At 70.9% G+C, this 20,796-nt stretch carries 16 protein-coding genes and 1 other RNA gene; 4 read left to right on the plus strand and 13 right to left on the minus strand.

Annotation, left to right across the window (positions count from 1 at the left end):
• Nucleotides 1-32 precede the first annotated feature (32 nt).
• Nucleotides 33-1,016 carry a LysR family transcriptional regulator gene (locus ACFQ7F_RS10555; RefSeq protein ID WP_383269022.1) on the minus strand — a complete coding sequence of 328 codons (984 nt, stop codon included), beginning with the start codon at nucleotides 1,014-1,016 and terminating at the stop codon, nucleotides 33-35.
• A gap of 189 nt (nucleotides 1,017-1,205) precedes the next feature.
• Between ACFQ7F_RS10555 and ACFQ7F_RS10560 the strand changes: the two genes are divergently transcribed.
• Nucleotides 1,206-2,495 (plus strand): MFS transporter, encoded by a 1,290-nt coding sequence (locus ACFQ7F_RS10560; RefSeq protein ID WP_383269024.1) that lies wholly within the window; start codon nucleotides 1,206-1,208, stop codon nucleotides 2,493-2,495.
• Here ACFQ7F_RS10560 and dacB read toward each other — a convergent pair.
• The 8 genes from dacB to ftsE form a co-directional block, all read right to left on the minus strand.
• The gene (gene dacB / locus ACFQ7F_RS10565; protein WP_383269026.1) at nucleotides 2,419-4,011 is read right to left on the minus strand and encodes a D-alanyl-D-alanine carboxypeptidase/D-alanyl-D-alanine-endopeptidase; all 1,593 of its coding nucleotides are present in this window, start codon (nucleotides 4,009-4,011) and stop codon (nucleotides 2,419-2,421) included. The two genes, ACFQ7F_RS10560 and dacB, sit on opposite strands and share 77 nt — an antisense overlap.
• A gap of 241 nt (nucleotides 4,012-4,252) precedes the next feature.
• On the minus strand, nucleotides 4,253-5,068 hold the full coding sequence (locus ACFQ7F_RS10570) for a collagen-like protein (RefSeq protein WP_383269028.1): 816 nt from the start codon (nucleotides 5,066-5,068) through the stop codon (nucleotides 4,253-4,255).
• The gene (locus ACFQ7F_RS10575) at nucleotides 5,065-5,337 is read right to left on the minus strand and encodes a hypothetical protein (protein ID WP_383269030.1); all 273 of its coding nucleotides are present in this window, start codon (nucleotides 5,335-5,337) and stop codon (nucleotides 5,065-5,067) included. Before ACFQ7F_RS10575 ends, ACFQ7F_RS10570 begins: the two co-directional genes overlap by 4 nt.
• A 219-nt stretch (nucleotides 5,338-5,556) precedes the next feature.
• Nucleotides 5,557-5,945, minus strand: a transfer-messenger RNA (tmRNA) gene (ssrA, locus tag ACFQ7F_RS10580).
• 120 nt (nucleotides 5,946-6,065) lie between these two features.
• A complete protein-coding gene (smpB, locus tag ACFQ7F_RS10585; protein WP_383269031.1) occupies nucleotides 6,066-6,587 on the minus strand; it encodes an SsrA-binding protein SmpB in 522 nt (173 codons plus the stop codon).
• 18 nt (nucleotides 6,588-6,605) lie between these two features.
• Complete coding sequence (locus ACFQ7F_RS10590) at nucleotides 6,606-7,793, minus strand: S41 family peptidase (protein WP_383269033.1); 1,188 nt, start codon at nucleotides 7,791-7,793, stop codon at nucleotides 6,606-6,608.
• 78 nt (nucleotides 7,794-7,871) lie between these two features.
• The gene (gene ftsX, locus ACFQ7F_RS10595) at nucleotides 7,872-8,789 is read right to left on the minus strand and encodes a permease-like cell division protein FtsX (RefSeq protein ID WP_383269035.1); all 918 of its coding nucleotides are present in this window, start codon (nucleotides 8,787-8,789) and stop codon (nucleotides 7,872-7,874) included.
• 30 nt (nucleotides 8,790-8,819) lie between these two features.
• On the minus strand, nucleotides 8,820-9,509 hold the full coding sequence (ftsE, locus tag ACFQ7F_RS10600; protein WP_358584549.1) for a cell division ATP-binding protein FtsE: 690 nt from the start codon (nucleotides 9,507-9,509) through the stop codon (nucleotides 8,820-8,822).
• A 240-nt stretch (nucleotides 9,510-9,749) separates the two neighbouring features.
• Here ftsE and ACFQ7F_RS10605 point away from each other — a divergent pair, with 240 nt between their 5' ends.
• On the plus strand, nucleotides 9,750-9,941 hold the full coding sequence (locus tag ACFQ7F_RS10605) for a hypothetical protein (protein WP_383269037.1): 192 nt from the start codon (nucleotides 9,750-9,752) through the stop codon (nucleotides 9,939-9,941).
• Nucleotides 9,942-10,039: 98 nt separating this feature from the next.
• On the opposite strand, the gene ACFQ7F_RS10610 is transcribed toward ACFQ7F_RS10605, so the two are convergent.
• The 4 genes from ACFQ7F_RS10610 to ACFQ7F_RS10625 form a co-directional block, all read right to left on the minus strand.
• On the minus strand, nucleotides 10,040-10,708 hold the full coding sequence (locus ACFQ7F_RS10610; protein ID WP_383269039.1) for an LPXTG cell wall anchor domain-containing protein: 669 nt from the start codon (nucleotides 10,706-10,708) through the stop codon (nucleotides 10,040-10,042).
• 281 nt (nucleotides 10,709-10,989) lie between these two features.
• Nucleotides 10,990-12,096, minus strand: a complete 1,107-nt coding sequence (gene prfB, locus ACFQ7F_RS10615; protein ID WP_383269040.1) for a peptide chain release factor 2 — start codon at nucleotides 12,094-12,096, stop codon at nucleotides 10,990-10,992.
• A gap of 313 nt (nucleotides 12,097-12,409) precedes the next feature.
• The gene (locus tag ACFQ7F_RS10620; protein WP_383269041.1) at nucleotides 12,410-13,645 is read right to left on the minus strand and encodes a serine/threonine-protein kinase; all 1,236 of its coding nucleotides are present in this window, start codon (nucleotides 13,643-13,645) and stop codon (nucleotides 12,410-12,412) included.
• A gap of 152 nt (nucleotides 13,646-13,797) precedes the next feature.
• Nucleotides 13,798-15,474 carry a serine/threonine-protein kinase gene (locus ACFQ7F_RS10625; protein WP_383269043.1) on the minus strand — a complete coding sequence of 559 codons (1,677 nt, stop codon included), beginning with the start codon at nucleotides 15,472-15,474 and terminating at the stop codon, nucleotides 13,798-13,800.
• 448 nt (nucleotides 15,475-15,922) lie between these two features.
• Here ACFQ7F_RS10625 and ACFQ7F_RS10630 point away from each other — a divergent pair, with 448 nt between their 5' ends.
• Nucleotides 15,923-19,126 (plus strand): FHA domain-containing protein, encoded by a 3,204-nt coding sequence (locus ACFQ7F_RS10630; RefSeq protein WP_383269045.1) that lies wholly within the window; start codon nucleotides 15,923-15,925, stop codon nucleotides 19,124-19,126.
• Between the two features lie 269 nt (nucleotides 19,127-19,395).
• Nucleotides 19,396-20,793, plus strand: a complete 1,398-nt coding sequence (locus ACFQ7F_RS10635; protein WP_383269047.1) for an ABC transporter substrate-binding protein — start codon at nucleotides 19,396-19,398, stop codon at nucleotides 20,791-20,793.
• The last annotated feature ends 3 nt before the right edge of the window (nucleotides 20,794-20,796 follow it).

Consider the following 20,796-nt stretch of genomic DNA (forward strand, 5'->3'; position numbering starts at 1 on the left):
TAGCGCACAGCGGTGACAGTCGTACTAATCCATCAGTCCCGTATCACCATGATGAGCGCATCTGTGGCCGGAACCCATGCGTCTTCGGGCCTGCGCAGCCACCCCTCGGCCGCGGAGAGTTCGGCCGCGGCCGCGCGCAGCGCGTCGACCCCCGGATGCACGAGCCCCTTTCTCCACACCATCGACACAGGCGACAGTGGTACCGGATCGATCAAGGGCCGCAGGACCGACTCGGGCATGGCCGGAAAATCCACGGCTGCGAGCACGGGGTTCCGGTTCTTGGCCATGACCCGCCCGAACTCCTCGGCTCCCACCGCGAGCGGCGCGGGCGGCGCCACCTCGATGCCGCGTCCCTCGAAGAGGCGGTGCGCCAGGTCGGTCCACTCCAGCGTCCGCGGATTGCCCGCCCCCGCGTACACGCTCTCCCCCGCGAGCGCGCCGAGCGGCACCGCGTCAAGATCGGCCAAGGGGTGGCCGAGCGGCAGAAGCACCGCCATCGGCTCGTACCGCACTGGCTGCTGGGCGAGCCGTGACCGCAGGGCCGGTTCGAGTCCGGCGTACCGCCCGAAGGAGACATCGAGGCGACCGGCGACCATCTCGGCGGCGGCCCAGGTGAGGCCGCTCTCGAAGCGGGCCATCAGCTCGCAGTCCGGGGCGAGTTCGCGGGCCCGCTCCAGGATGCGCCCGCTGATGAGCCCCTCGCTGTTCAGGTCCACGAGCAGCGGGCGGGCCGCCGCGCCGCCGGAGCGCGCGCCCCGCGCGAAGGCGGCGGCCAGGTCGTCCTGCGCGTCGAGCACCCGCCGCGCGTACGGCAGCAGCCGCTCGCCATCGACCGTCAGCGTGACCTGCCGTGTCGTCCGTACGAACAACTCGGCACCCAACTCCCGCTCCAGGCGCCGCACATCACGGCTCAGCGCCTGCTGGGCGACGTAGAGCCGGGCGGCGGCCCGCGTGAAGTGCAGCTCTTCGGAGACGGCCATGAAGGCGCGCAGGAGGCGGGGTTCCAGGTCTGTCACGCCGAGAACGTACAACGGGGACGTGGACTGAGACGGAGGACGGCGACGGGGACGGGGGCGGGGGCGGGGGCGGGGGCGGGGGCGGGGGCGGAGGGAGGAGGCACGAGACGGGAACTGACAACAGAAGTGCGTGAGTCGGGCCCCACAAGGTGTTGGACCCCACACCACCGCCCCGGTGAGGGTGATCCCATGCCGCCCGCCGAACCCCATGCGCCCAGCCGCCCCGCCGAACACCACACACCTGGCCGCCGCAACCCTTACGCCCGCCTCTTCCGCATACCCGGAGCCACCGCCTTCACCATCGGCAACCTCATCGCCCGCCTCCCCATGGGGATGTTCAGCGTGAGCGCCGTCATCATGATCGCCGGGGCGCGCGGTTCGTACGCCCTCGCAGGGGCCGTCACTGCGACGGGCCTCGCCACCACCGCCCTCGTGGCCCCATGGACCGCCCGCCTCGTGGACCGGTACGGCCAGGCCCGGATCGCCGTCCCCGCCACCGCGATCGCCGCGCTCGGCTCGCTCTCCCTGCTGCTGTGCGTGCACTACGGAGCGCCCGACTGGACCCTGTTCGCCTCGTACGCAGCGACGGCCACGACCCCCAACACCGGCGGCATGTCCCGCGCCCGCTGGGCCCACCTCCTCAAGGACGACGAGCGGGCCGTGCACACCGCCAACTCCTTCGAGCAGGCGGCGGACGAGCTGTGCTTCATGCTCGGTCCCGTACTCGCGGCCTTCCTGTGCGGAGCGCTCTTCCCGGAGGCGGGCACCCTCATCGGAGTCGTGCTGCTCCTGACCGGCGTCCTGCTCTTCGCCGCCCAGCGCACCACGGAACCGCCGCCCCGGGGACGTACGACCACGAAGGAGAAATCGCCCCTCCACGCGCGCGGGATGCCCGCACTGCTCGCCGCCTTCCTCGCCACCGGCGCCGTCTTCGGCTCGATGGAGGTCGTGACGATCGCCTACGCGGACACGCAGGGGCACAAGGCGGCCGCGGGTGCGATCCTCGCGCTCCAGGCCGCGGGCTCCTGCGCGGCGGGCCTCCTCTACGGAACGCTCAAGCCGAGCGGGCCCCTGCACCGCCGCCACATCCTGTGCGTCACCGCGATGGCGGCCCTGATGACGCTGCCGCTCCTGGCCGCCACGCTCACCGGATCACTCCTTGTGCTCGCCGGGGCTCTCCTTGTCGCCGGAATGGCGACGGCACCGACGATGGTCACCGGCATGACCCTGGTCCAACAGCGGACCCCCGAGGGCCGGTTGAACGAGGGCATGACCCTCGCCGTCACCGGCATCCTCGGGGGCATCGCGTGCGGCGCCGCGGCGGGCGGCTGGACGGTGGAGCACCTGAGCCCCGCCCAGGGTTACGCGGTCCCGGTCACCGCCGCGTGCTGCGCCCTGCTGCTCAGCATCGCGCAGGCTTGCGCCACGAGCACTCCAGATCCCCGCTCGGCTCGGCCGCGCGCCGCGAGCGCGGCATGACCGGCACGGCCTTGTCCTCGGTCGACTTGGCGAGCGTCACGACGATCGCGTCCTCCAGGGCCTTCACCGAAGAGGGCATGTAGTTGTTCAGGATGATGCTGAACACCAGCTCACGCCCGCCCGCGTCCTTCACGTACCCCGAAAGCGCGGACGCCGCGGTCAACGACCCCGTCTTCGCCCGTACGTTCAGGGCCGCCGGAGTCCCGCACATGCGCGTGCGAAGCGTCCCGCCGACGAACTTGTCCGGGTCGCAGGCCACCGGAAGTGACTTGTACCAGTCGGCGTACCAGGGCTCGCCCTTCACCGAGAGAAGGAGCTTGATCAGCTGCTCGGCGGGGGCGTTGTCCTTGCGCGAGAGCCCGGAGCCGTCGACCTGGCGCACCTTGCCGGGGTCGACACCGGCGGTCTTCAAGTAGGCGCTGATCGAGGCGAGTCCGTCGGGCCAGCTTCCGGGCCGGCCCGTCGCCGCGTGCCCCATCGCCTTCGTGAGGTTCTCCGCGTGCATGTTGTTGGAGAGCTTCATGAAGGGGACCATCAGCTCCTTCAGCGGCATGGAGTCGTGCGACGCGAGCTGCCGCGCGCCCTTGGGTGTGGCGAGCCCGGCCTTGGTCGGCCCGCTCACCCGCACCCCGTGCGCCTTCAGCGCGTCCCGGAAGATCGCCGCCGCGTATCCGGTCGGCTCCCAGACGGTGATCCACTCCTTGGTGGCGGAACCCCCCACCGGAACGGTGCCGGTGACCGTGATCGTGTTGGTGCCGTGCTCGCGCTCGATGGTGAGCGTGTCCTCGCCGCCCGCGGCGACGGTCTTGGCGCTGTTGTCGACGTCCACGTAGTCCGTCTTCGGGGTGACCGTCACCTTGGGCCTGTCCCCGGCCTTCGCTCCTGGCGTGGCCTCGACGATGACGGTGCCGGTGTCGTAATCGGTGTCCGGGGCGACGCTCAGTGCGGAGATCTGGGCGGCGTAGTACGCGAATTCGTCGTCCCCGGACCAGGTGTCGCCGATGCGCTTGTCGTCGAACCGGGTGTCGTCCGCGACAAGCCGCCCCGAGACCTTCCGGACCCCCGAGTCGGCGATCTCCGCGGCGAGCTGGTCGTAGTCCTTGGCCAGCGTCGTCGGGTCGCCGGTGCCGCGCAGGTAGAGGTCACCGGAGAGGACGGGGCCGTGCTGCTTGCCGTCGGTGAGCACATCGGTGGTGAAGCGGTGGTCGGGGCCGAGCTGCTCCATGGCCGCCGTCGAGGTCAGCAGCTTGGTGTTGGACGCGGGCATCAGGCGCCCGCTCGGCAGGTGTTGGTAGAGCACGTCACCGGACGCGGCGTCGGCGACGACGACGCTCGCGGCGCCGCCCTCCATCCTCGGATCGCCGAGGACGGTGTCGATGGCTTCGGGCAGGCCGCTGCGGTCGGAGTCGGCCCCGGCGGGCGAGCTGACGGAGAGGGTGGCCGCCGCGACGCCGAGCACGGCGGGCCAGATCCAGTGGCGCATACGGGCGTTGACGCGTCTCACGGGTCTACTCATGACCCAGGAGCATCCCCGACTCGGGCCCCCCGCGACAGACCCCACTCCGGACATCTCTGCCGTGTCCTTCGCTGGGCGCCGCACCCTCCGCTGTGGCGCCGCGGCCCGCTGTCAGTCCGGCGCGACAGGCGTCCGGCGGCACCGGGCAGGAGCGCGGGGAGCCGGAGGAGAGCGGGGCGGCGCGGCGGGTCAGCGGGGCGGCGGGGCTTCGGATCACCCCGCCCGTGCGCACAGCACCCCGTCAGTCCGCCGCACCAGGCATCCTGCGGCACCGGGGCAGGAGCGCGGGCAGCAGCAGGAGGGCCGGTGCGGGGTCTGCGGGGGTCACGCCGTCGCGGCGGCAGACCAGGGCGTCGGGGTCGCCCGGGGGCTGCTGGAGGCTGTAGCCCCCGGGGCAGGGGGAACCGGCGTCGCCCGTCTCTCCCTTGGGGCCACGCTCGCCGCGGGGGCCCGCGGGACCGGCCGGTCCCTGGGGGCCTGTGGGACCCGAGGCGCCGCCCGCGCCGTCGGAGCCATGGGAGCCGTCAGCACCGTCGGCGCCGTCCGAGCCCGAAGGGCCCGCCGCCCCTGCCGGTCCTTCCGGACCCTGTTCGCCGGTCGTGCCGTCCGAGCCCGCGGCCCCGGTCGGTCCTGGCCGACCGGGCGATCCCGGTCTCCCGGGGCCCCCGGCCGCGCCCCGATCCCCGTTCCGGCCGCCGGTCCCCCGCGTGCCCTGCTCCCCCGGTGTCCCGTCCGCGCCGTCCGCGCCGGGCGAACCGGGCGCCGATGCGGGCACCCGTACCCGGGTCAGGAGGTCGTCCACGGCGTCGGAGGGGTCCGGCGCGGCGGGGGTGTCACCGTGGGCGCGGACCTGCGCGCGCAGGGTCCGTACATCCCGGGCCAGGGTGGACACGGCCTCGCCGCGCCGGTCCGCCTCCGTGGACAGCCGGTCCGCACGGCGGTCACCGGCGTCGATACGGGCCCAGAGCAGCGCCGCGACACCGGAGAGCGCCACAAGCACACAGACGAGGAACACACTGCGCCAACGGTGGGCCAGGACACGCTCGAGCTGGATCACGGAGTGCCTCCGAGCCGTTGGTTGTCGTTGAGCAGCCGGGCGATCTCGCTCTGGTCATGGACGTGCAGAGCGTTTAACTCGGCTAATTTCGTGTCGCGTTCGGCGACCTGGCGCTCCAACCGGTCCCGCTCTGTCTGGAGCTTCTCCGTGAGGCTGGAGTAACCGGTAAGCGCGTTCTCCCCGCGTTTGCCGAGATACGCCACCACTGCCGCGCCCAGAACTCCGAGGCTGGCGAGAAGGGAGCCGAATAGAGTGACGGTGGCATCCAAGCGACTGCCTCCTGCACTTGCGTACTCAGCCCGGCCTCTGCGCGCCGGGCTGTCTGGAACCTGCACTCGGATGCAGTAACGAGTCACATGCCCAGAGGATGTGCCCGCCCGTTCGCCCCAGCGCCCGCCCCGCCCCACCGTTCCCGCTCCGTTTCCGTTCCCCGGACACGGAAAAAGCCCCCTGGCCAGTGGCCAGGAGGCTTCAACCTCACATGGGAATTGTGGAGATGGCGGGAATCGAACCCGCGTCCAACGGTGCAAAAGGAGGGCTTCTCCGAGCGCAGTTCGCTACGATTTTCTCGGCCCCGGTGATCTCGCGAACAAGTCTCCGACGGGCCCAGTCACTGTTTGATTTCCCGCCGAACCCCGTGACCGGGCTCGACGGTTTAGTTCCCTAAATTATGCCAGGATCCGGGTCGGGAACACCCCCGGGCTGACACCCATTAAGGGTCCTTCACTCACTGCTAATTAAGCAGCGAGGGCGAAGGACTGGGAATCGCTCTTGGAATTGGCGATTATTGGTTGCGACAGGTGGTTTACGAGATCATTGTCGCTTCCTCGGCTCGCTTCCCCTGCTTCGACATCCGCTGTCGAAACCGATCATCCCCATGTTTTTTTATCAATGCGCGCCCCGGCTGTGCGGGGCAGTGCCCATCGTACGTGACCAACGCCCGACGGGGCCAGCCAATTCCCGCGTGCCCCTCCGGCCGCGGGCCGGGCGCCGCCAGCTAGGCGCTGCGCTGACGCTTCTTGACGTCTGCGACCGCGCGGTTCGTCTCGCGCAGATCCTGCTTCTCCTTGAGCGTCTGGCGCTTGTCGTACTCCTTCTTGCCCTTGGCAAGGGCGATCTCGACCTTGACCCGGCTGTCCACGAAGTACAGGGCAAGGGGCACGATCGTGTGACCCGTCTCCTGCGACTTGGAGTCCAGCTTGTCGATCTCCGCGCGGTGCAGCAGGAGCTTGCGCTTCCGCGTGGCGGAGTGGTTGGTCCAGGTCCCTTGCACGTACTCCGGGACGTGGATGTTGTGCAGCCACGCCTCGCCGCCGTCGATGTGCACGAAGCCGTCCACCAGGGAGGCTCTGCCCATCCGCAGCGACTTGACCTCGGTGCCCATCAGGACGAGGCCGCACTCGTACGTGTCGATGATGTGGTAGTCGTGCCGCGCCTTCTTGTTCTGCGCGATCATCTTCCGGGCAGGGGCCTTCTCAGCGGCCTTCGCGGCCTTGCGCTTTACCTTTTCCTTGGCCATAGTCAGGCCATTTTCGCACTACGAGGGGGGTCCGAGGCCAGTCAATACTGTCTCGGCCCGTCTCTCGGCGCTGTCCTCGGCCTCCAGGTCCGGGGTGATGCCCCGGCCGTCGACCGCCTGCCCCGAAGGTGTGCGGTAGTGCCCGACCGTCAGCTCGGCGACCGAGCCGTCGGGCAGCCGGCTCGGCATCTGGACCGAGCCCTTGCCGAAGGTCCGCGAGCCCACCACGACCGCGCGGCCTCGATCCTGCAGGGCGCCCGTGAGCAGCTCGGCCGCGCTCATCGTGCCGCCGTCGACCAGGGTGACCACGGGTCTGGTGGTGTCACCGCCCCGCTCCGCGTGCAGGGCCTTCTGCCGCCCGCGTACGTCGTACGTGGCCACCAGGCCCCCGTCGACGAGCCCCGAGGCCGCGGTGACCGCCTCCGACACCAGACCCCCGGAGTTGCCGCGCAGGTCGAGCAGGATCCCGGCGCCCTTGGGAGCGTCCCGCACCGCGGAACGTACGCGCTCGCCCGACCCCTTGGTGAAGGCCTCGACCTTGATCAGGACGGCGCCGCCCGCGAGCTGCGTGACCGTGACGGAGTCCGTGGAGAGGCGGGCCCGGTGCAGCGTCTCGCTCCACGCGCGCGTGCCCCGCTTCAGGCCGAGCTCGACCGGGCTGCCCGCGCGGGTGCCGCGCAGCAGGGACACGACCTCGGTGACGGGAAGGCCCGCGACGCGCTTGCCGTCGATGCTGCCGAGCTGATCGCCCTCGCGGATGCCGGCCTGTCCGGCGGGGCCACCGCGCTGGACCCGGGACACCTCGATGCGCCCGTCGGCCGCGCGCCTGGCCCAGAGGCCGACGCCGGTGTACGCGCCGTCCAGGGACTGCTCGAACTCCTGATACTCCCCGGGGGAGTACACCGCACCCCAGCGGTCACCGCTGCGGCTGACGGCGTCCTCCGCGGCCTCCTCGCCGGACTTGCCGTCGGCCATCGCCTCCGCGGCCGCATCGGCCGCTTCGGAGGCGGCGTCAGTGGATGAGGCGACGGAACGGGTGGAAGTGGAAGGAGCAGGCGACTTCCGGCCTTCGTCGGCCACGTCGTCCCAGGACCCGGTGGCCGCACCGGTGGCGAGCACGCTCGCGAACACCAACGTCAGGGTCGCCCCGCGGCGGATACGGCGGGGCCGGGAGAGCCGGTCGCAGAACCGGTCGGGGCCTGACATGCCGGTGAGTCTAGGACAACGAAGGGCGCCGTACGGTCGGTTGAACCGCACAGCGCCCCGACACTCGAGCGGGTTTTGTCACACCTTCAGGTACTTGCGCAACGCGAAGAACGCGGCGAGCGCGGGCATCAGCAGGCTGATCGCGAGCACAAGCGGCAGCTTGGCCAGGACCGCGTCCCACCCGATGAACTGGATCAGATTCAGCTTCTCGGAGAGCGCGAGGCCGTGGTCGATGATGAAGTACCGGCCCACGAGGAGCATCCCGCAGGCGACACCGCCACCGATGAGCCCGGCGACGGCGGCCTCCATGATGAACGGCATCTGGATGTAGAAACTGGAAGCACCGACGAGCCGCATGATCCCGGTTTCACGTCTCCGGCTGAACGCGGAAACACGCACCGTGTTGACGATCAGCATCAGCGCGACGACGAGCATCAGCGCCATCACCGCGAGCGCCGCCCAGTTCATGCCGTTGAGCAGCCCGAAGAGGTTCTCCAGGATGCCCTTCTGGTCCTGCACGGACTGCACGCCGTCACGCCCGGAGAAGGCGGTCGCGACCACCTGGTACTTCTCCGGGTCCTTCAGCTTGATGCGGTACGACTCCTGCATCTGGTCCGGCGTGAGGGAGCTGGACAGCGGGGAGTCGCCGAACTGCTCCTTGTAGTGCTTGTACGCGTCGTCGGCCGATTCGTACTCGACCTTCTCCACGACGGGCATCTTCTTCAGGTCGACCTTGACCTGTTCCTTCTGCTCGTTCGTGACCGCGCCCTTGGCGCACTTGGGGTCCTGCTCGGCGTCACCCTTGTTGCAGAGGAAGATCGAGACGTTGACCTTGTCGTACCAGAAGCCCTTCATCGTGCTCACCTGGTCACGCATGAGCAGCGAGCCGCCGAACAGGGCGAGCGAGAGGGCCACGGAGACGATGACCGCGAAGGTCATCGTGAGATTACGGCGGAGACCGACGCCGATCTCCGACAGGACGAACTGGGCGCGCATGGCGTCCTTTCAGTGGATCAGTACGGGTCGTCAGTGCTGGTAGCCGTAAACGCCGCGCGACTGGTCGCGGACGAGACGGCCCTTCTCCAGCTCAATGACCCGCTTGCGCATCTGGTCCACGATCTGCTGGTCGTGGGTCGCCATGACGACGGTCGTGCCGGTCCGGTTGATCCGGTCGAGCAGCTTCATGATGCCGACCGACGTCTGCGGGTCGAGGTTGCCGGTCGGCTCGTCGGCGATCAGGAGCTTGGGACGGTTGACGAAGGCTCGCGCGATCGCCACCCGCTGCTGCTCACCACCGGAGAGCTCGCCGGGCATCCGGTCCTCCTTGCCGCCGAGGCCGACGAGGTCGAGGACCTGCGGCACGGACTTGCGGATCTCGCCGCGGGACTTGCCGATGACTTCCTGCGCGAAGGCGACGTTCTCGGCGACCGTCTTGTTCGGAAGGAGACGGAAGTCCTGGAAGACGGTGCCCAACTGGCGCCGCATGTGCGGCACCTTGAAGTTGGAGAGGCGGGCGAGGTCCTTGCCGAGGACGTGCACCTGGCCGTGGCTGGTGCGCTCTTCGCGCAGGACAAGACGCAGGAAGGTGGACTTTCCGGAGCCGGAAGAGCCCACCAGGAAGACGAACTCGCCCTTTTCGATCTCCAGAGAGACATCCCGGAGGGCGGGCCGGGTCTGCTTGGGGTAGGCCTTGGAGACGTTGTCGAATCGGATCACGGATGCACCACGGGTCGCCGGGGGTAGGTGAGCGTGACCATACGCGAAGCCGGTACGCGAGCGCAGTCAGCGTCCTGAGTTGCGCAAATTGTCGCGGATATACCACGGAACGTAACAGTCGGAAACCGACGAGGACGGGCGGGCCGCGCCGAAACTCGTGGAAGCTGGCACAGTGGTAGGGGGAACGGTTGAGTTCCCCCTAGCGTTGGGCAGGCTGTGACTGTGCGGGAGGAGGAGCGCATGACCTACGACAGGTTGGTGTGCGCGAACTGCGCGGCGCCCGTGAGCGAAGGCCGCTGCCCCGTGTGCCGGGTCAATCGCGAGCGCATGCAGCAAGAGGGGCCGTTCGGCGGCCTCAGCCCTGCGGCTCTGATAGGGGTACTCGTCGTGCTGATAGCGGCGGTGGCTCTGCTGGCGCACCAGACCGCTTAGAGCACGCCGCCCAGTACGCCGGAGCGCGTGCCAGGACATGAAAAAGAAGGGCCCGGAGCTGGATGCTCCGGGCCCTTCTTTCATGTCGTCGCCCTGGATCAGGCAGCGGCACCGCGGTTGCCGACGAAGCGCGGCAGAATGCGGAAGCCGATGCCGCCGGCGATCATCGTCGCGGCACCGATCAGCAGGAACGTGGTCTCGGCGGCACCCGTCTCGGCGAGCTCACCCTTGTCGGCCTTGTCACCCTGCTCGACCGGGGCGGTGCCCGTGTCGGTCAGGCTGTCCTTGCCCTTGCCCTGCTCGACGGGGTTGTTGGCGCCGCCGTCAGGGTCGTTGTCGTTGCCGCCACCACCGGTGCCGTTGCCGTTACCGGGGTCGCTGGGGTCCTGGGTGGGCGTACCCGGGTCCGAGGGGTCCGTCGGGTCGTCGGTGGGCGTACCCGGGTCCGTCGGGTCCTCGGTGGGCTCCGTGGGCTCCTCGGTGGGCTCCGTCGGGTCCTCGGTGGGCTCCGTCGGGTCCTCGGTGGGCTCCGTCGGGATCTCCGTGGGCGGAGTGGGGTCAGTGGGGTCCTCGGTCTCGTCGCCGCCGAGGCCGACGTCGACCCCGATGCCGTTCTCGTCGGCGCTGGCGCTTGCGCCCACACCGCCGCCGAGGTCGACGCCGACGTCGAGGGCCGAAGCGGCACCCGCGGCGGTCAGCGAAGCACCGGCGGCTATCACCGCACCGGCCGCTATGCGTGCAACGCGGATCCGCGTCTTCTTGGTCATCTGGCTGCTACCCCCAGTAGCTGAATCGTCAGTGAGGCAGCGTCCGGGTCCGCGTTCGTCAGGAGCGCTGAATCCGCCCCCCACAGATCACACGCGCCCCAGAGATACGCATGCCGCTCGCTAGCCTTTCCAGTTTCCAGAGCAACGTCAAGGTCGTTGCGCGAGCGATGTCTGAAATAGCAGCAGTTGACCGGCGTACGGAGATGTGACTGTGACGTAAAAGGCAACTGCCGCCTCTTGGGCCGCAGTTGCCTCACGTTGCCTTGTCGATAAAGCGGCGCTTACTTCTCCTGCTGCTTGCGCCAGCGAATTCCGGCTTCGAGGAAACCGTCGATCTCGCCGTTGAAAACGGACTCGGGGTTACCCACCTCGCAGTCCGTGCGCAGGTCCTTGACCATTTGGTACGGGTGCAGGACGTACGAACGCATCTGGTTGCCCCAGGAATTGCCGCCGTCCCCCTTGAGGGCGTTCATCTTCGCCTGCTCCTCCTGGCGGCGGCGCTCGAGGAGCTTGGCCTGAAGGACGTTCATCGCGCTCGCCTTGTTCTGGATCTGCGAGCGCTCGTTCTGACAGGAGACGACGATGCCGGTCGGCAGGTGCGTCAGGCGGACCGCGGAGTCGGTCGTGTTCACGCCCTGGCCGCCGGGGCCCGACGAGCGGTAGACGTCGATGCGCAGCTCGGACTCGTCGATCTCGATGTGGTCGGTCTGCTCGACGACCGGGAGGATCTCGACTCCGGCGAAGGAGGTCTGGCGACGGCCCTGGTTGTCGAAGGGCGAGATGCGGACGAGACGGTGGGTGCCCTGCTCGACCGAGAGCGTTCCGTAGGCGTACGGGACCTGGACGGCGAAGGTGGTCGACTTGATGCCGGCCTCTTCCGCGTACGACGTCTCGTAGAGCTCCGTCTTGTAGCCGTGGCGCTCGGCCCAGCGCAGGTACATGCGCTGCAGCTTCTCGGCGAAGTCGGAGGCGTCCACGCCGCCGGCTTCCGCGCGGATGGTGACGAGCGCCTCGCGGGCGTCGTACTCGCCGGAGAGGAGGGTGCGGACCTCCATCTCGTCCAGCGCCTTCTTGACGGCCGTGAGCTCGGTCTCGGCCTCGGCGCGGGTGTCCGGGTCGTCCTCCTCCTCGGCCATCTCGAAGAGCACGCTGAGGTCGTCGATCCTGTTACGGAGCGCCTCGGCCTTGCGAACCTCCGCCTGGAGGTGGCTCAGCTTGCTGGTGATCTTCTGTGCCGCTTCGGGGTCGTCCCACAGGGACGGCGCGGCCGCCTGCTCCTCGAGCACAGCGATGTCTGCCCTCAGCTTGTCGAGGTCCAGGACGGCCTCGATCGACTCCATGGTCGAGGAGAGGGACTTGAGCTCTTCGGATACATCGACGACTGCCACGGGTCCAGCCTAACGGCTGGGGGCAAGCGGTCTTCCCTCGCGGCTACGGGGGCATGGTCGCCGCCCCTGCCGGGCGGCTTGCCCGGGCCCAGGCCCTGGCCCTGGCCCGCCGCTCCGCGGCGGACGTCTCCCGCCCGGCCACCCCAGCCAGGCCCGGCCCCTGCCTCCGCTTACCGGCCCGCTCCGGCCAAGCCTGAACCGCCGATTCGCGACGGAATTTCCCCGCCCGCCCACCCGATCACCCGGGGTAAACGGGTGGGTGGGCGGGGAAATCCGCCGCGAAGCGGCGGGCAGGGGGATCTCCGGGTGGGGGTCACGGTGTTGCGGGGGAGGAGTTTTTCTGGTCCTGGGGGGTTGCGTCGGCGTCGTCGCCGTTCGTGGCGGCCCAGGTGCCGATGCCTGCCGCGGCCACAAGGACCGCCCCCGCCACGCCGAGCGTGATCCTGCGGCGCCGCGCCGATGCCCGATGACGCGCCGAGCCGGGGCGGGCCGCCCCGGACGCGCGAGGGGCGCGGGCCGTGCCGCGGGCGCCCCCGGCGAGTTCGTCGGGGCCCGGGACGCGCATGGAGGTGTGCGTGTCGCGGTTCGAGTCGGGGGACGACCCGGGGACGAGGGGGACCGCTCCGCGGCGCGGGGCGCCCTGGGCCGGCTCCGGCGCCGGTTCCTCCTCCGCCTCCTCGGCGAGCGGCTCCGTATCCGGCTCGTCCACGTCGAGCGGCGGCATCCCCGCCACCAGCGTCTGCAGCTCCCGCAGCCGTGCCGCGAGCTCCGAGGCGCGCAGGCGGGACGCCGGGGCCTTCGCCAGGCACTGGACCATCAGCTGCCAGAGCTCGTCCGGGATGCCGGGCAGCGGCACAACCGTTTCCGTCACGTGGCGGCGAAGGACCGCCCCGGGGTGGCCTCCGCCGAACGGCGTGAACCCCGCGAGGAGTTCGTACAGGACGGTCGCGAGCGCGTAGATGTCGACGGCCGCGCGCGGGGGCAGGCCCTCGATGATCTCCGGGGCGAGGTAGTCGGGCGTACCGATGATCTTTGTCGCGCGGGTGCGGCGCGGGGAGTCGATCAGTTTGGCGACGCCGAAGTCCGTGAGGAGGGCGGGGTGCGAGCCGCCGGGGCCCAGCGGGCCCTGCATGTCGAGCAGCACGTTCTCCGGCTTCACGTCACGGTGCACGATCCCCGCCGCGTGCGCCGCCGCGAGGCCGTCCGCGACGTCCGCGACGATCGCCACCGCCGCTTCCGGAGCCAGGCGCCGTTCGCGGTCCAGGCGGGTGCGCAGGTCCGTGCCACGGACCAGGTCCATCACCAGGGCGAGGTCGTTGCCGTCCACCACCAGGTCGTGGACGCCCACCACGCGCGCGTGGTCGAGGCTGAGGAGTGCCGTGCGCTCCTGGACGAAGCGGCCGACGAGCTCCTGGTCGGACGCCAGGTCCTCGCGCAGCAGCTTGATGGCGACGGGACCCTCGGGTCCCTCGCCGAGCCACACCGTGCCGGCGCTGCCCCGACCAAGGATCTGGTGGGCGGTGTACCGGCTGCCGATCTTGCGTGCCAAGACTGCTCCTACGGATGCGTGTTGGCGACAAAGCTACGCGGCCTCGACGCCAACCTTCACTCCAGGAGCAGAAATCACCCTGCAGGTGTCGACAAATCCCCAGAGTCGGTCGGGGATTCGCCCATCACTGACCGCAGGGCAGCCGGGCACGGCTAGTTGCCGCTCACTTTGCCCATCCAGCCCGAGACCGTGTCGTACCAGTCCGTCAGCTGTTCCCAGTAACCCTTCGTCGTGCCGATCCACTCCTGGAGCGGGCTCAGCTCCCAGACGAGCCAGCTCGCCACGAAGAGGATGATGATCGTGAAGAGGCACCCCTTGAGGCAGCCGAGACCCGGGATCTTCATCCGGTTCGGGTTCGAGCCGCGCTGCCTGGGTTCCCTGGGCTCACGCGGCGGCCGTCCCGCGGGCGGCTGCTGGGGCGGCGTCTGCTGCGGCGGCGCGTACTGCTGCTGGGGCTGGGGCGTGGGAGCGTACTGCTGCTGAGGACGCTGCTGGCGCTGCTGCTGCGGCGCGTACTGCTGGGGGCGCTGCTGCGGCTGCTGCTGCGGCGGGCGGGCCACCTGGCGCTGGGGGCGGCGGCGCAGCGGGTCGTCGTTGGGGTCCACGTACGACTGGACCTGCGTCTGTTCGTTGCGGTCCCGGGCCGCCCGCATCTGGTTCTGCCAGGGATGCTGGTCGTCGGGGGTGCCGCCGGGCTGGCCAGGCGGCACGGGCGGCATGACCGCCGTCGGATCGGCCCCACCCCGGTTGCCGCTGCCGGTGGGGAGCACCGACGTCGGGTCGGCGTCCCCGGAACCGGGGCCGCCGGTGCTGTGCATGACGCTCGTCGCCGCGCTCGGGTCGTACGACCCCGCGTTGTTCGGAAGCACCTGGGTGGGGTCGGCCGCACCGGCCGTGCCCGGCACCGCGGCGGGCGACGGGTCGGGCATGAGAAGGGCCCCCACACCCTCCGCGGCGGCGATCTGCGCGCTGGACGCGTGCACGCCCACGCCCTCCGCGACGGCCCGCAGGCCGCGCGCGAGGTTCTCGGCGCTGGGGCGGTGGTCGGGGTTCTTGCTGAGGCAGCGTTCTATGACCGTCCACAACGGGTCGGGGACCGTGGAGGGCCGGCGCGGTTCGGCGCTCAGGTGCTGGTGCAGGACCTCGAGGGCCGAGCCGCCGCCGAAGGGCGGGCTGCCGGTGACGAGCTCGTACAGGAGGATGCCCGCGCCGTAGATGTCGACCGCGCTGGTCTGCGGGCGGCCCTCGGCGGACTCGGGCGCCACGTACGCGGGCGTGCCGACGAATTCGTGGGTGCGGGTCAGACCCGGGGAGTCGGCGAGGCGCGCGATGCCGAAGTCGGTGAGCATCGGGTGCATCGAGCCGTCGGCGTCCTGCTTGAGCAGGACGTTCGCGGGCTTCAGGTCGCGGTGCACGACTCCGTCCGCGTGGCTCGCTGCGAGGGCGTCGGCGATCTGGGCGGTCATGAGGGCCGCACCGACCGGCGAGAACGGGCCGTTCTCGCGGAGGTAGCGGTGCAGGTCAGGGCCTTCGACCAGGTCCATGACCAGGGCGAGGAGCTCTCCCTCGACGACCAGGTCACGGGTCCGCACGATGTTCGGGTGCGTGAGCCTGAGCAGGACGGATCGCTCGCGCAGGAAGCGCATCACGATGTCCGCGTCGTTGGCGAGTTCCTCCTTGAGGACCTTGATCGCGACGGTCTCGCCGGGCTGGCCCGGGACTGCCGCCTCGGCACCCGCGGTCTCGCGCTGGCGGGCCCGCCAGACGGTGCCCGTGGCGCCGCGACCGAGCGGCTCCTCGAGCAGGTACTTGCTGCCTACCGGCCGCACGTCAGGCTCCCTGCTGATCTACTGATCTGACTGGTCTGTCCGTACCCGGCTACCCGCCGGAAGGTGTTCCGACCCACTCTAGTGCCGCCGAACGGGGCACCGGCCGGTCTCATTCCGACCCGGCCACCGGGTGACCGGACAGGTGACCGGATAGCTGTTCGGTGGAAAGACGCTCCACCGGGGCCGTTGGTTGCCGATGGGCGTCGAATTGACCTTCGTCACGATGCGCCGACTGACGATCGCAACGGTCCAAGCAGGCACTTTTCCGAGCAGAGCCGACCAATCAAGATCACTTACGGGTGGCCGCCGGGCGTGTTGTCAGCGGCAGGTGCGAAGATGCCTTCTTGTTACTGGCCGACGTGGCCGTGTGCGGTGGGGGGAATCACAGCGCGAGTACAGCGCGCGTCCCCGCGCCCTGCGGCAAGGGCAGAAGGGACCGCTGACGGCGATGCAGATCCGGCTGACCGTCCTCGGGCCGCGCAGCGGCCAGACCGCCGAGCCCCAAGGCCGCCCTGCCGTGCCGCGCGGCGCCTGTGACGTGCTGGTCACCGCCCCGGCCGGGACCGCGCTCGCCACTGTCGCCTCCGGTCTCGCCGCGGCCGTCGCGGGCGGCGAAGGACCCGTCGTCCTGTACGCGGAGTCGGAGCGGCTCGACGCCCAGCGCTGCACCGTCGGGGAGCCCCCGCTCATCGACGGAGCGGTGCTCTCGCTCGGCTCCCCCGCCGAACCCGGACCCGAACTCGCGGCAGCCGCCGCCCAGTTGCACGTGATCGCGGGCCCCGACGCGGGCGGCGTGCACCTCCTGCACGGCGGCCAGATCCGCGTCGGCCGCTCCGGGGACGCCGATGTCCCGCTGGACGACCCGGACGTCTCGCGGCTGCACTGCGCGGTGACGCTCGCCCCGGACGGCCAGGTGACCGTCACGGACCTGGGGTCCACGAACGGCACGACGGTGGACGGCCGCGAGATCACCGACCACCCGGTGCGCCTCTCCCCCGGCTCCCTGCTGCGGCTCGGCGAGTCCGCGCTGCGGCTCACCACCGGGGACGGAACGGGCGGCGCGCTGCCGACGGCCGCCGACGGCGAGGGGCACGTGCGCGTGCGGGTCGCCGCGAGCGGCCCGAGCGGCGACGACCCCCGGAGTGCGCCCCCTGAAGCGGGCCACGCGCCCTCCGGCGGCACCCATCACGCATTCGGCTCCGCGGGCTGGGGTTCCGCGGGCGACGACGGCTGGGGCGGGGCGCAGGGAGCGCAAGGGGCGTACGGCCAGACCTCCCTCACCGATGTGCCGCTCGTGCCCCAGCAGGGCGGCGCCCCGGACACCGAGAGCACCCGCACCGGCACCCCCGCGCGCGGGACGACCGTGCCGCGCACCCTCCGCAAGCGGGGCGGCCTCTCCGCCTGGGCCCGGCGGTTCACGGGCGCCCGCGACGAGGAGCCCGGACAGACCGGCCACGAGGACGACGCGTACGGAACATCGGGGAGCGACGCCGATTACCCGCAGTCGGCGGCTCCCACCCCCGAGGACCTCGCGGTGGCCGCCGCCGCGCGGACCCCGGAGTCCTGGCCCGATCCCGCGGCCCTGCTGCTCACGGCGCTCGGTCCAGGGCCCCGGCTCTGGGAGCGCGGGCCCGGCCACCCAGAGGCGCTCGCGGTCCGGCTCGGCACGGTCGACCGCACGGCCCCGGACGAGCGCGGCCTGCTGCCCGCCGTCCCCGTGACGGTCAGCCTGCGGGAGGCGGGCGCACTCGGCCTCGCGGGACCGCGCGAGCGGCTCACGGGGCTCGCCCGTGCCGTCGTCGCCCAGCTCGCGGCGCTGCACTCCCCCGACGCCCTGGAGATCGTGCTGCTCAGCACGGACCGCGCACGGCCCACACCGGAGCGCGCCGCCGAGTGGTCCTGGCTCGGCTGGCTCCCGCACCTGCGCCCCACGCACGGCCAGGACTGCCGCCTCCTCCTCGCCTACGACCGCGAGCAGGCGGCCGCCCGCACGGGAGAGCTGCTGCGGCGCCTGGAGGATTACGTGGCGGACAGGGCATCGGCGTCCGCCGGCACGGCCGACCGCACTGCCGAAAGCCCCTTGGACGCCGGGGCCCGCACCGTCGTCGTCGTGGACGGTGATCCCGGCTCCGCCGGTCTGCGCGAAGCCGTGACGCGCCTCGCGCGCGAAGGGGGCAGCGCCGGGATCCATGTCGTCTGCCTGGCGGAGACGCCCGCCGCGTCGCCCGCGTCCCCGGTCTCCGCCACGTACGAAGCCGCCTGTTCGGTGTCGCCCGCCTTCCGCGCCTGCGGTGCTGTAGCGCTGCTCAGCGGCGACGTGGCCACCGCGCTGCGGCTGCTGCGGACCGTGGACGGGCACCCGGCGGGGCACGGCACCGTCGCCGCGGTGGACGCGGTGTCGCAGGCCTGGGCCGAGCGGTTCGCCCGCGCCCTGGCGCCTTTCCGCACGGACGGGGCGCCCGGCGACGGGCACGCGCGCGTGTCTGCTCCATTGCCCCAAATGGCACGGCTGCTCGACGAGTTGGGGCTCGCCCGGGCCACCCCCGCATCCCTGATGGCACGGTGGGCCGCTGCCGCCGACGACACGGAGGCGTCGGGCGGACGGGCCTGGACGGTGCTCGGGGCGGGGCCGCGCGGACCCGTGGTCGTGGACCTCGCCGCCGAGGGCCCGCATGTGCTGGCCGAAGGCCCTTCGGGAAGCGGTCGTACGGAACTGCTGCGGTCCATCGCCGCCTCGCTGGCCGCGGCTGAGCGGCCCGACCGCCTCGGCATGGTCCTCATCGACGGACGGGACAGCACAGGGAGCGGGAACAGCGGGACGAACGGGGGGAACATACGGCTGGTCGAAGGCCTCGCGGTCTGTATGGACCTGCCGCATGTCACCACGCATCTGGCCGCCAACGACCCGGTGCGGATGCGGGAGTTCGCCCAGTCCCTGACCGCCGAGCTGAAGCGGCGGGCCGAGCTGCTCGGGCGGCTCGGGTTCGCCGAGTGGCATACGCGTGCGCCTGCGGCCGGCGGGGGTGGCGGGAGCCTCGGCAGCGTCGGCAGTGGTGGGGGCGGCGATCTTGAGCCGCCGCCGAGTTCCACGATGCGGCTGCGGCCCGTCGCCGTCAGCAAGGGGGTCGAGCCCGGGCCTCCGTTGCCTCGGCTCGTCGTGCTCGTCGATGACTTCGACGCACTGCTCTCGCCTGCACTCGGGTCGCCCGGGCGGCCTGCCGCGGGGTCCGTCGTGCGGGCGCTCGAGGCTGTCGCCAGGGACGGTGAGCGGCTCGGGGTACATCTGGTCGCCACCACGGCTCTCAGTGAGCGGATGTCCGAGACCGAGCTCGGGCGGCGTGCCGCTCTGCGGATCGCTCTGGACGCGGTTTCTCCTGGGGCGGAGGAGCCTGCTCCCGGGCGGGGGGAGCTTCGTACCGCCGAGGGGCGGGTGAGTCCCTTTCAGGCGGGGCGGGTTACCGGCCGCATCCCTCGTACGTCCACTTTGCGGCCCACGGTTGTTCCTCTGGAGTGGGAGCGGATGGGCGATCCCCCGGCCCGCCGTCCCGTCCGTGAACTCGGTAATGGGCCCACCGACTTGGCCCTTCTCGCCAGTGCGCTGGAGCGGGCTGCGCGATCTGTTGCCGCGGATCAGGTGCCGTCCCTTTTGTAGCTCTGCGCTGCTACTGGCACCGGGCACCTCTCCTATCTGTGCCCGGTGCTGCCGCGTTGTGCCCACCCGTTCCGCCTTGCGAAACGCCTGCCCACAACGGGAGCGGCTCACCCATCCACAACGTGGGCGCCCCGCAGCTCATGACGGCACGTCACAACGCCATCACGATCAGCTGGTTGGCACTGTTTGTGCTCTTGCCGCTACTCCCCGCGCGGGCGTAGACAGGCCGCACGGACTCGCCAGGGACCAGGGAAGAGAACGGGGCAGTGATGCGCAGCACTCTTCGTACACGCAGGGCAACGCACCACCGGCGTACCACAGCCAAAATCGCCGCGGCAGTCGTCGCGAGCGCCCTCGCGCTCACCGTCACCGCGTGCGGTGGCGGGGACGACGACAACGACAAGGACGGCGGGGACAAGGGCAGCGGCAAGGAGAGCGGTGCCGCGGTCCAACTGCCCAAGCTGGACGGCCAGACCGTCTCGGTCGCCGCCGTATGGGGCGGCTCGGAGCGGAAGGTCTTCCTCAAGGTTCTTGACGAGTTCGAGAAGCGGACCGGGGCCAAGGTCACCTTCGTACCCGCCCAGGACCCCATCATCAGCTTCCTGGAGTCGAAGGTCGCGGGCGGTCAGCCGCCGGACGTCGCGATGCTTCCGCAGGTCGGCGCGATCAAGCAGGCCGTGGCCAACAAGTGGGCCAAGCCGGTCGGGCCCGCGGCGCAGAAGGAGATCGACAAGAACTACGCGAAGGGCTGGCAGGACCTCGGGACCGTCGACGGCAAGCAGTACGGCGTGTACTTCAAGGCCGCCAACAAGTCCCTGGTCTGGTACAACACCCAGGTCTTCGACAACGCGGGCGCCAAGCCGGCCAAGACCTGGAACGACTTCATGAAGACGGCCCAGACCGTGTACGACTCCGGCGTACCGCCGATCTCGGTCGCGGGCGCCGACGGCTGGACCCTCACCGACTGGTTCGAGAACATCTACCTCTCGCAGGCTGGCCCCGAGAAGTACGACAAGCTCGCCAAGCACGAGATCAAGTGGACGGACCCGTCCGTGAAGAAGGCACTGATCACGCTCGGCCAGGTCTTCGGCACGAAGGGCTTCGTCGCGGGCGGCGCCGACGGCGCGCTGCAGACCGAGTTCCCCGTGTCGGTCAAGCAGACCTTCACCGGCGGCGACCAGCCCAAGGCGGGCATGGTCTTCGAGGGCGACATGGTCTCGCTGCCGATCTCGGAGACGAAGGCCAAGGTGGGCACGGACGCCAAGGTGTTCCCGTTCCCCGCGGTCGGGGCCGAGTCCCCCGCGGTCGTCGGCGGTGACGCAGCCGTGGCGCTGAAGGACAGCAAGGGCGCCCAGGCCCTTCTCACCTATCTCGCGTCACCCGACTCGGCCAAGATCTGGGCCGAGGCGGGCGGTTTCGTCTCGCCGAACAAGAGCCTCGACATGACGGCGTACCCGAACGACGTGCAGCGGAGCATCGCCAAGGCCCTTATCGCGGCGGGCGACGACATCCGCTTCGACATGTCCGACCAGGCCCCGCAGGCCTTCGGCGGCACGCCGGGCAAGGGCGAGTGGAAGGCGCTGCAGGACTTCCTGAAGAACCCGAAGGACGTCGCCGGCACGCAGAAGGCGCTGGAGACGGCCGCCGCCAAGGCCTACAAGGACTGACGC

Origin of the sequence: Streptomyces sp. NPDC056486 (assembly GCF_042795295.1) — a bacterium.
In the GTDB taxonomy this organism is placed as follows: domain Bacteria; phylum Actinomycetota; class Actinomycetes; order Streptomycetales; family Streptomycetaceae; genus Streptomyces.

Bases quoted from the DNA above. Each gene is read 5' to 3' on its own strand.
- ACFQ7F_RS10605 (WP_383269037.1), top strand. From the start codon at position 9,750: ATGACCTACGACAGGTTGGTGTGCGCGAACTGCGCGGCGCCCGTGAGC.
- ACFQ7F_RS10635 (WP_383269047.1), top strand. From the start codon at position 19,396: ATGCGCAGCACTCTTCGTACACGCAGGGCAACGCACCACCGGCGTACC.
- smpB (WP_383269031.1), bottom strand. From the start codon at position 6,587: ATGGCCAAGGAAAAGGTAAAGCGCAAGGCCGCGAAGGCCGCTGAGAAG.
- dacB (WP_383269026.1), bottom strand. From the start codon at position 4,011: ATGAGTAGACCCGTGAGACGCGTCAACGCCCGTATGCGCCACTGGATC.
- ACFQ7F_RS10590 (WP_383269033.1), bottom strand. From the start codon at position 7,793: ATGTCAGGCCCCGACCGGTTCTGCGACCGGCTCTCCCGGCCCCGCCGT.
- ACFQ7F_RS10610 (WP_383269039.1), bottom strand. From the start codon at position 10,708: ATGACCAAGAAGACGCGGATCCGCGTTGCACGCATAGCGGCCGGTGCG.
- ACFQ7F_RS10560 (WP_383269024.1), top strand. From the start codon at position 1,206: ATGCCGCCCGCCGAACCCCATGCGCCCAGCCGCCCCGCCGAACACCAC.
- ACFQ7F_RS10630 (WP_383269045.1), top strand. From the start codon at position 15,923: ATGCAGATCCGGCTGACCGTCCTCGGGCCGCGCAGCGGCCAGACCGCC.
- ftsX (WP_383269035.1), bottom strand. From the start codon at position 8,789: ATGCGCGCCCAGTTCGTCCTGTCGGAGATCGGCGTCGGTCTCCGCCGT.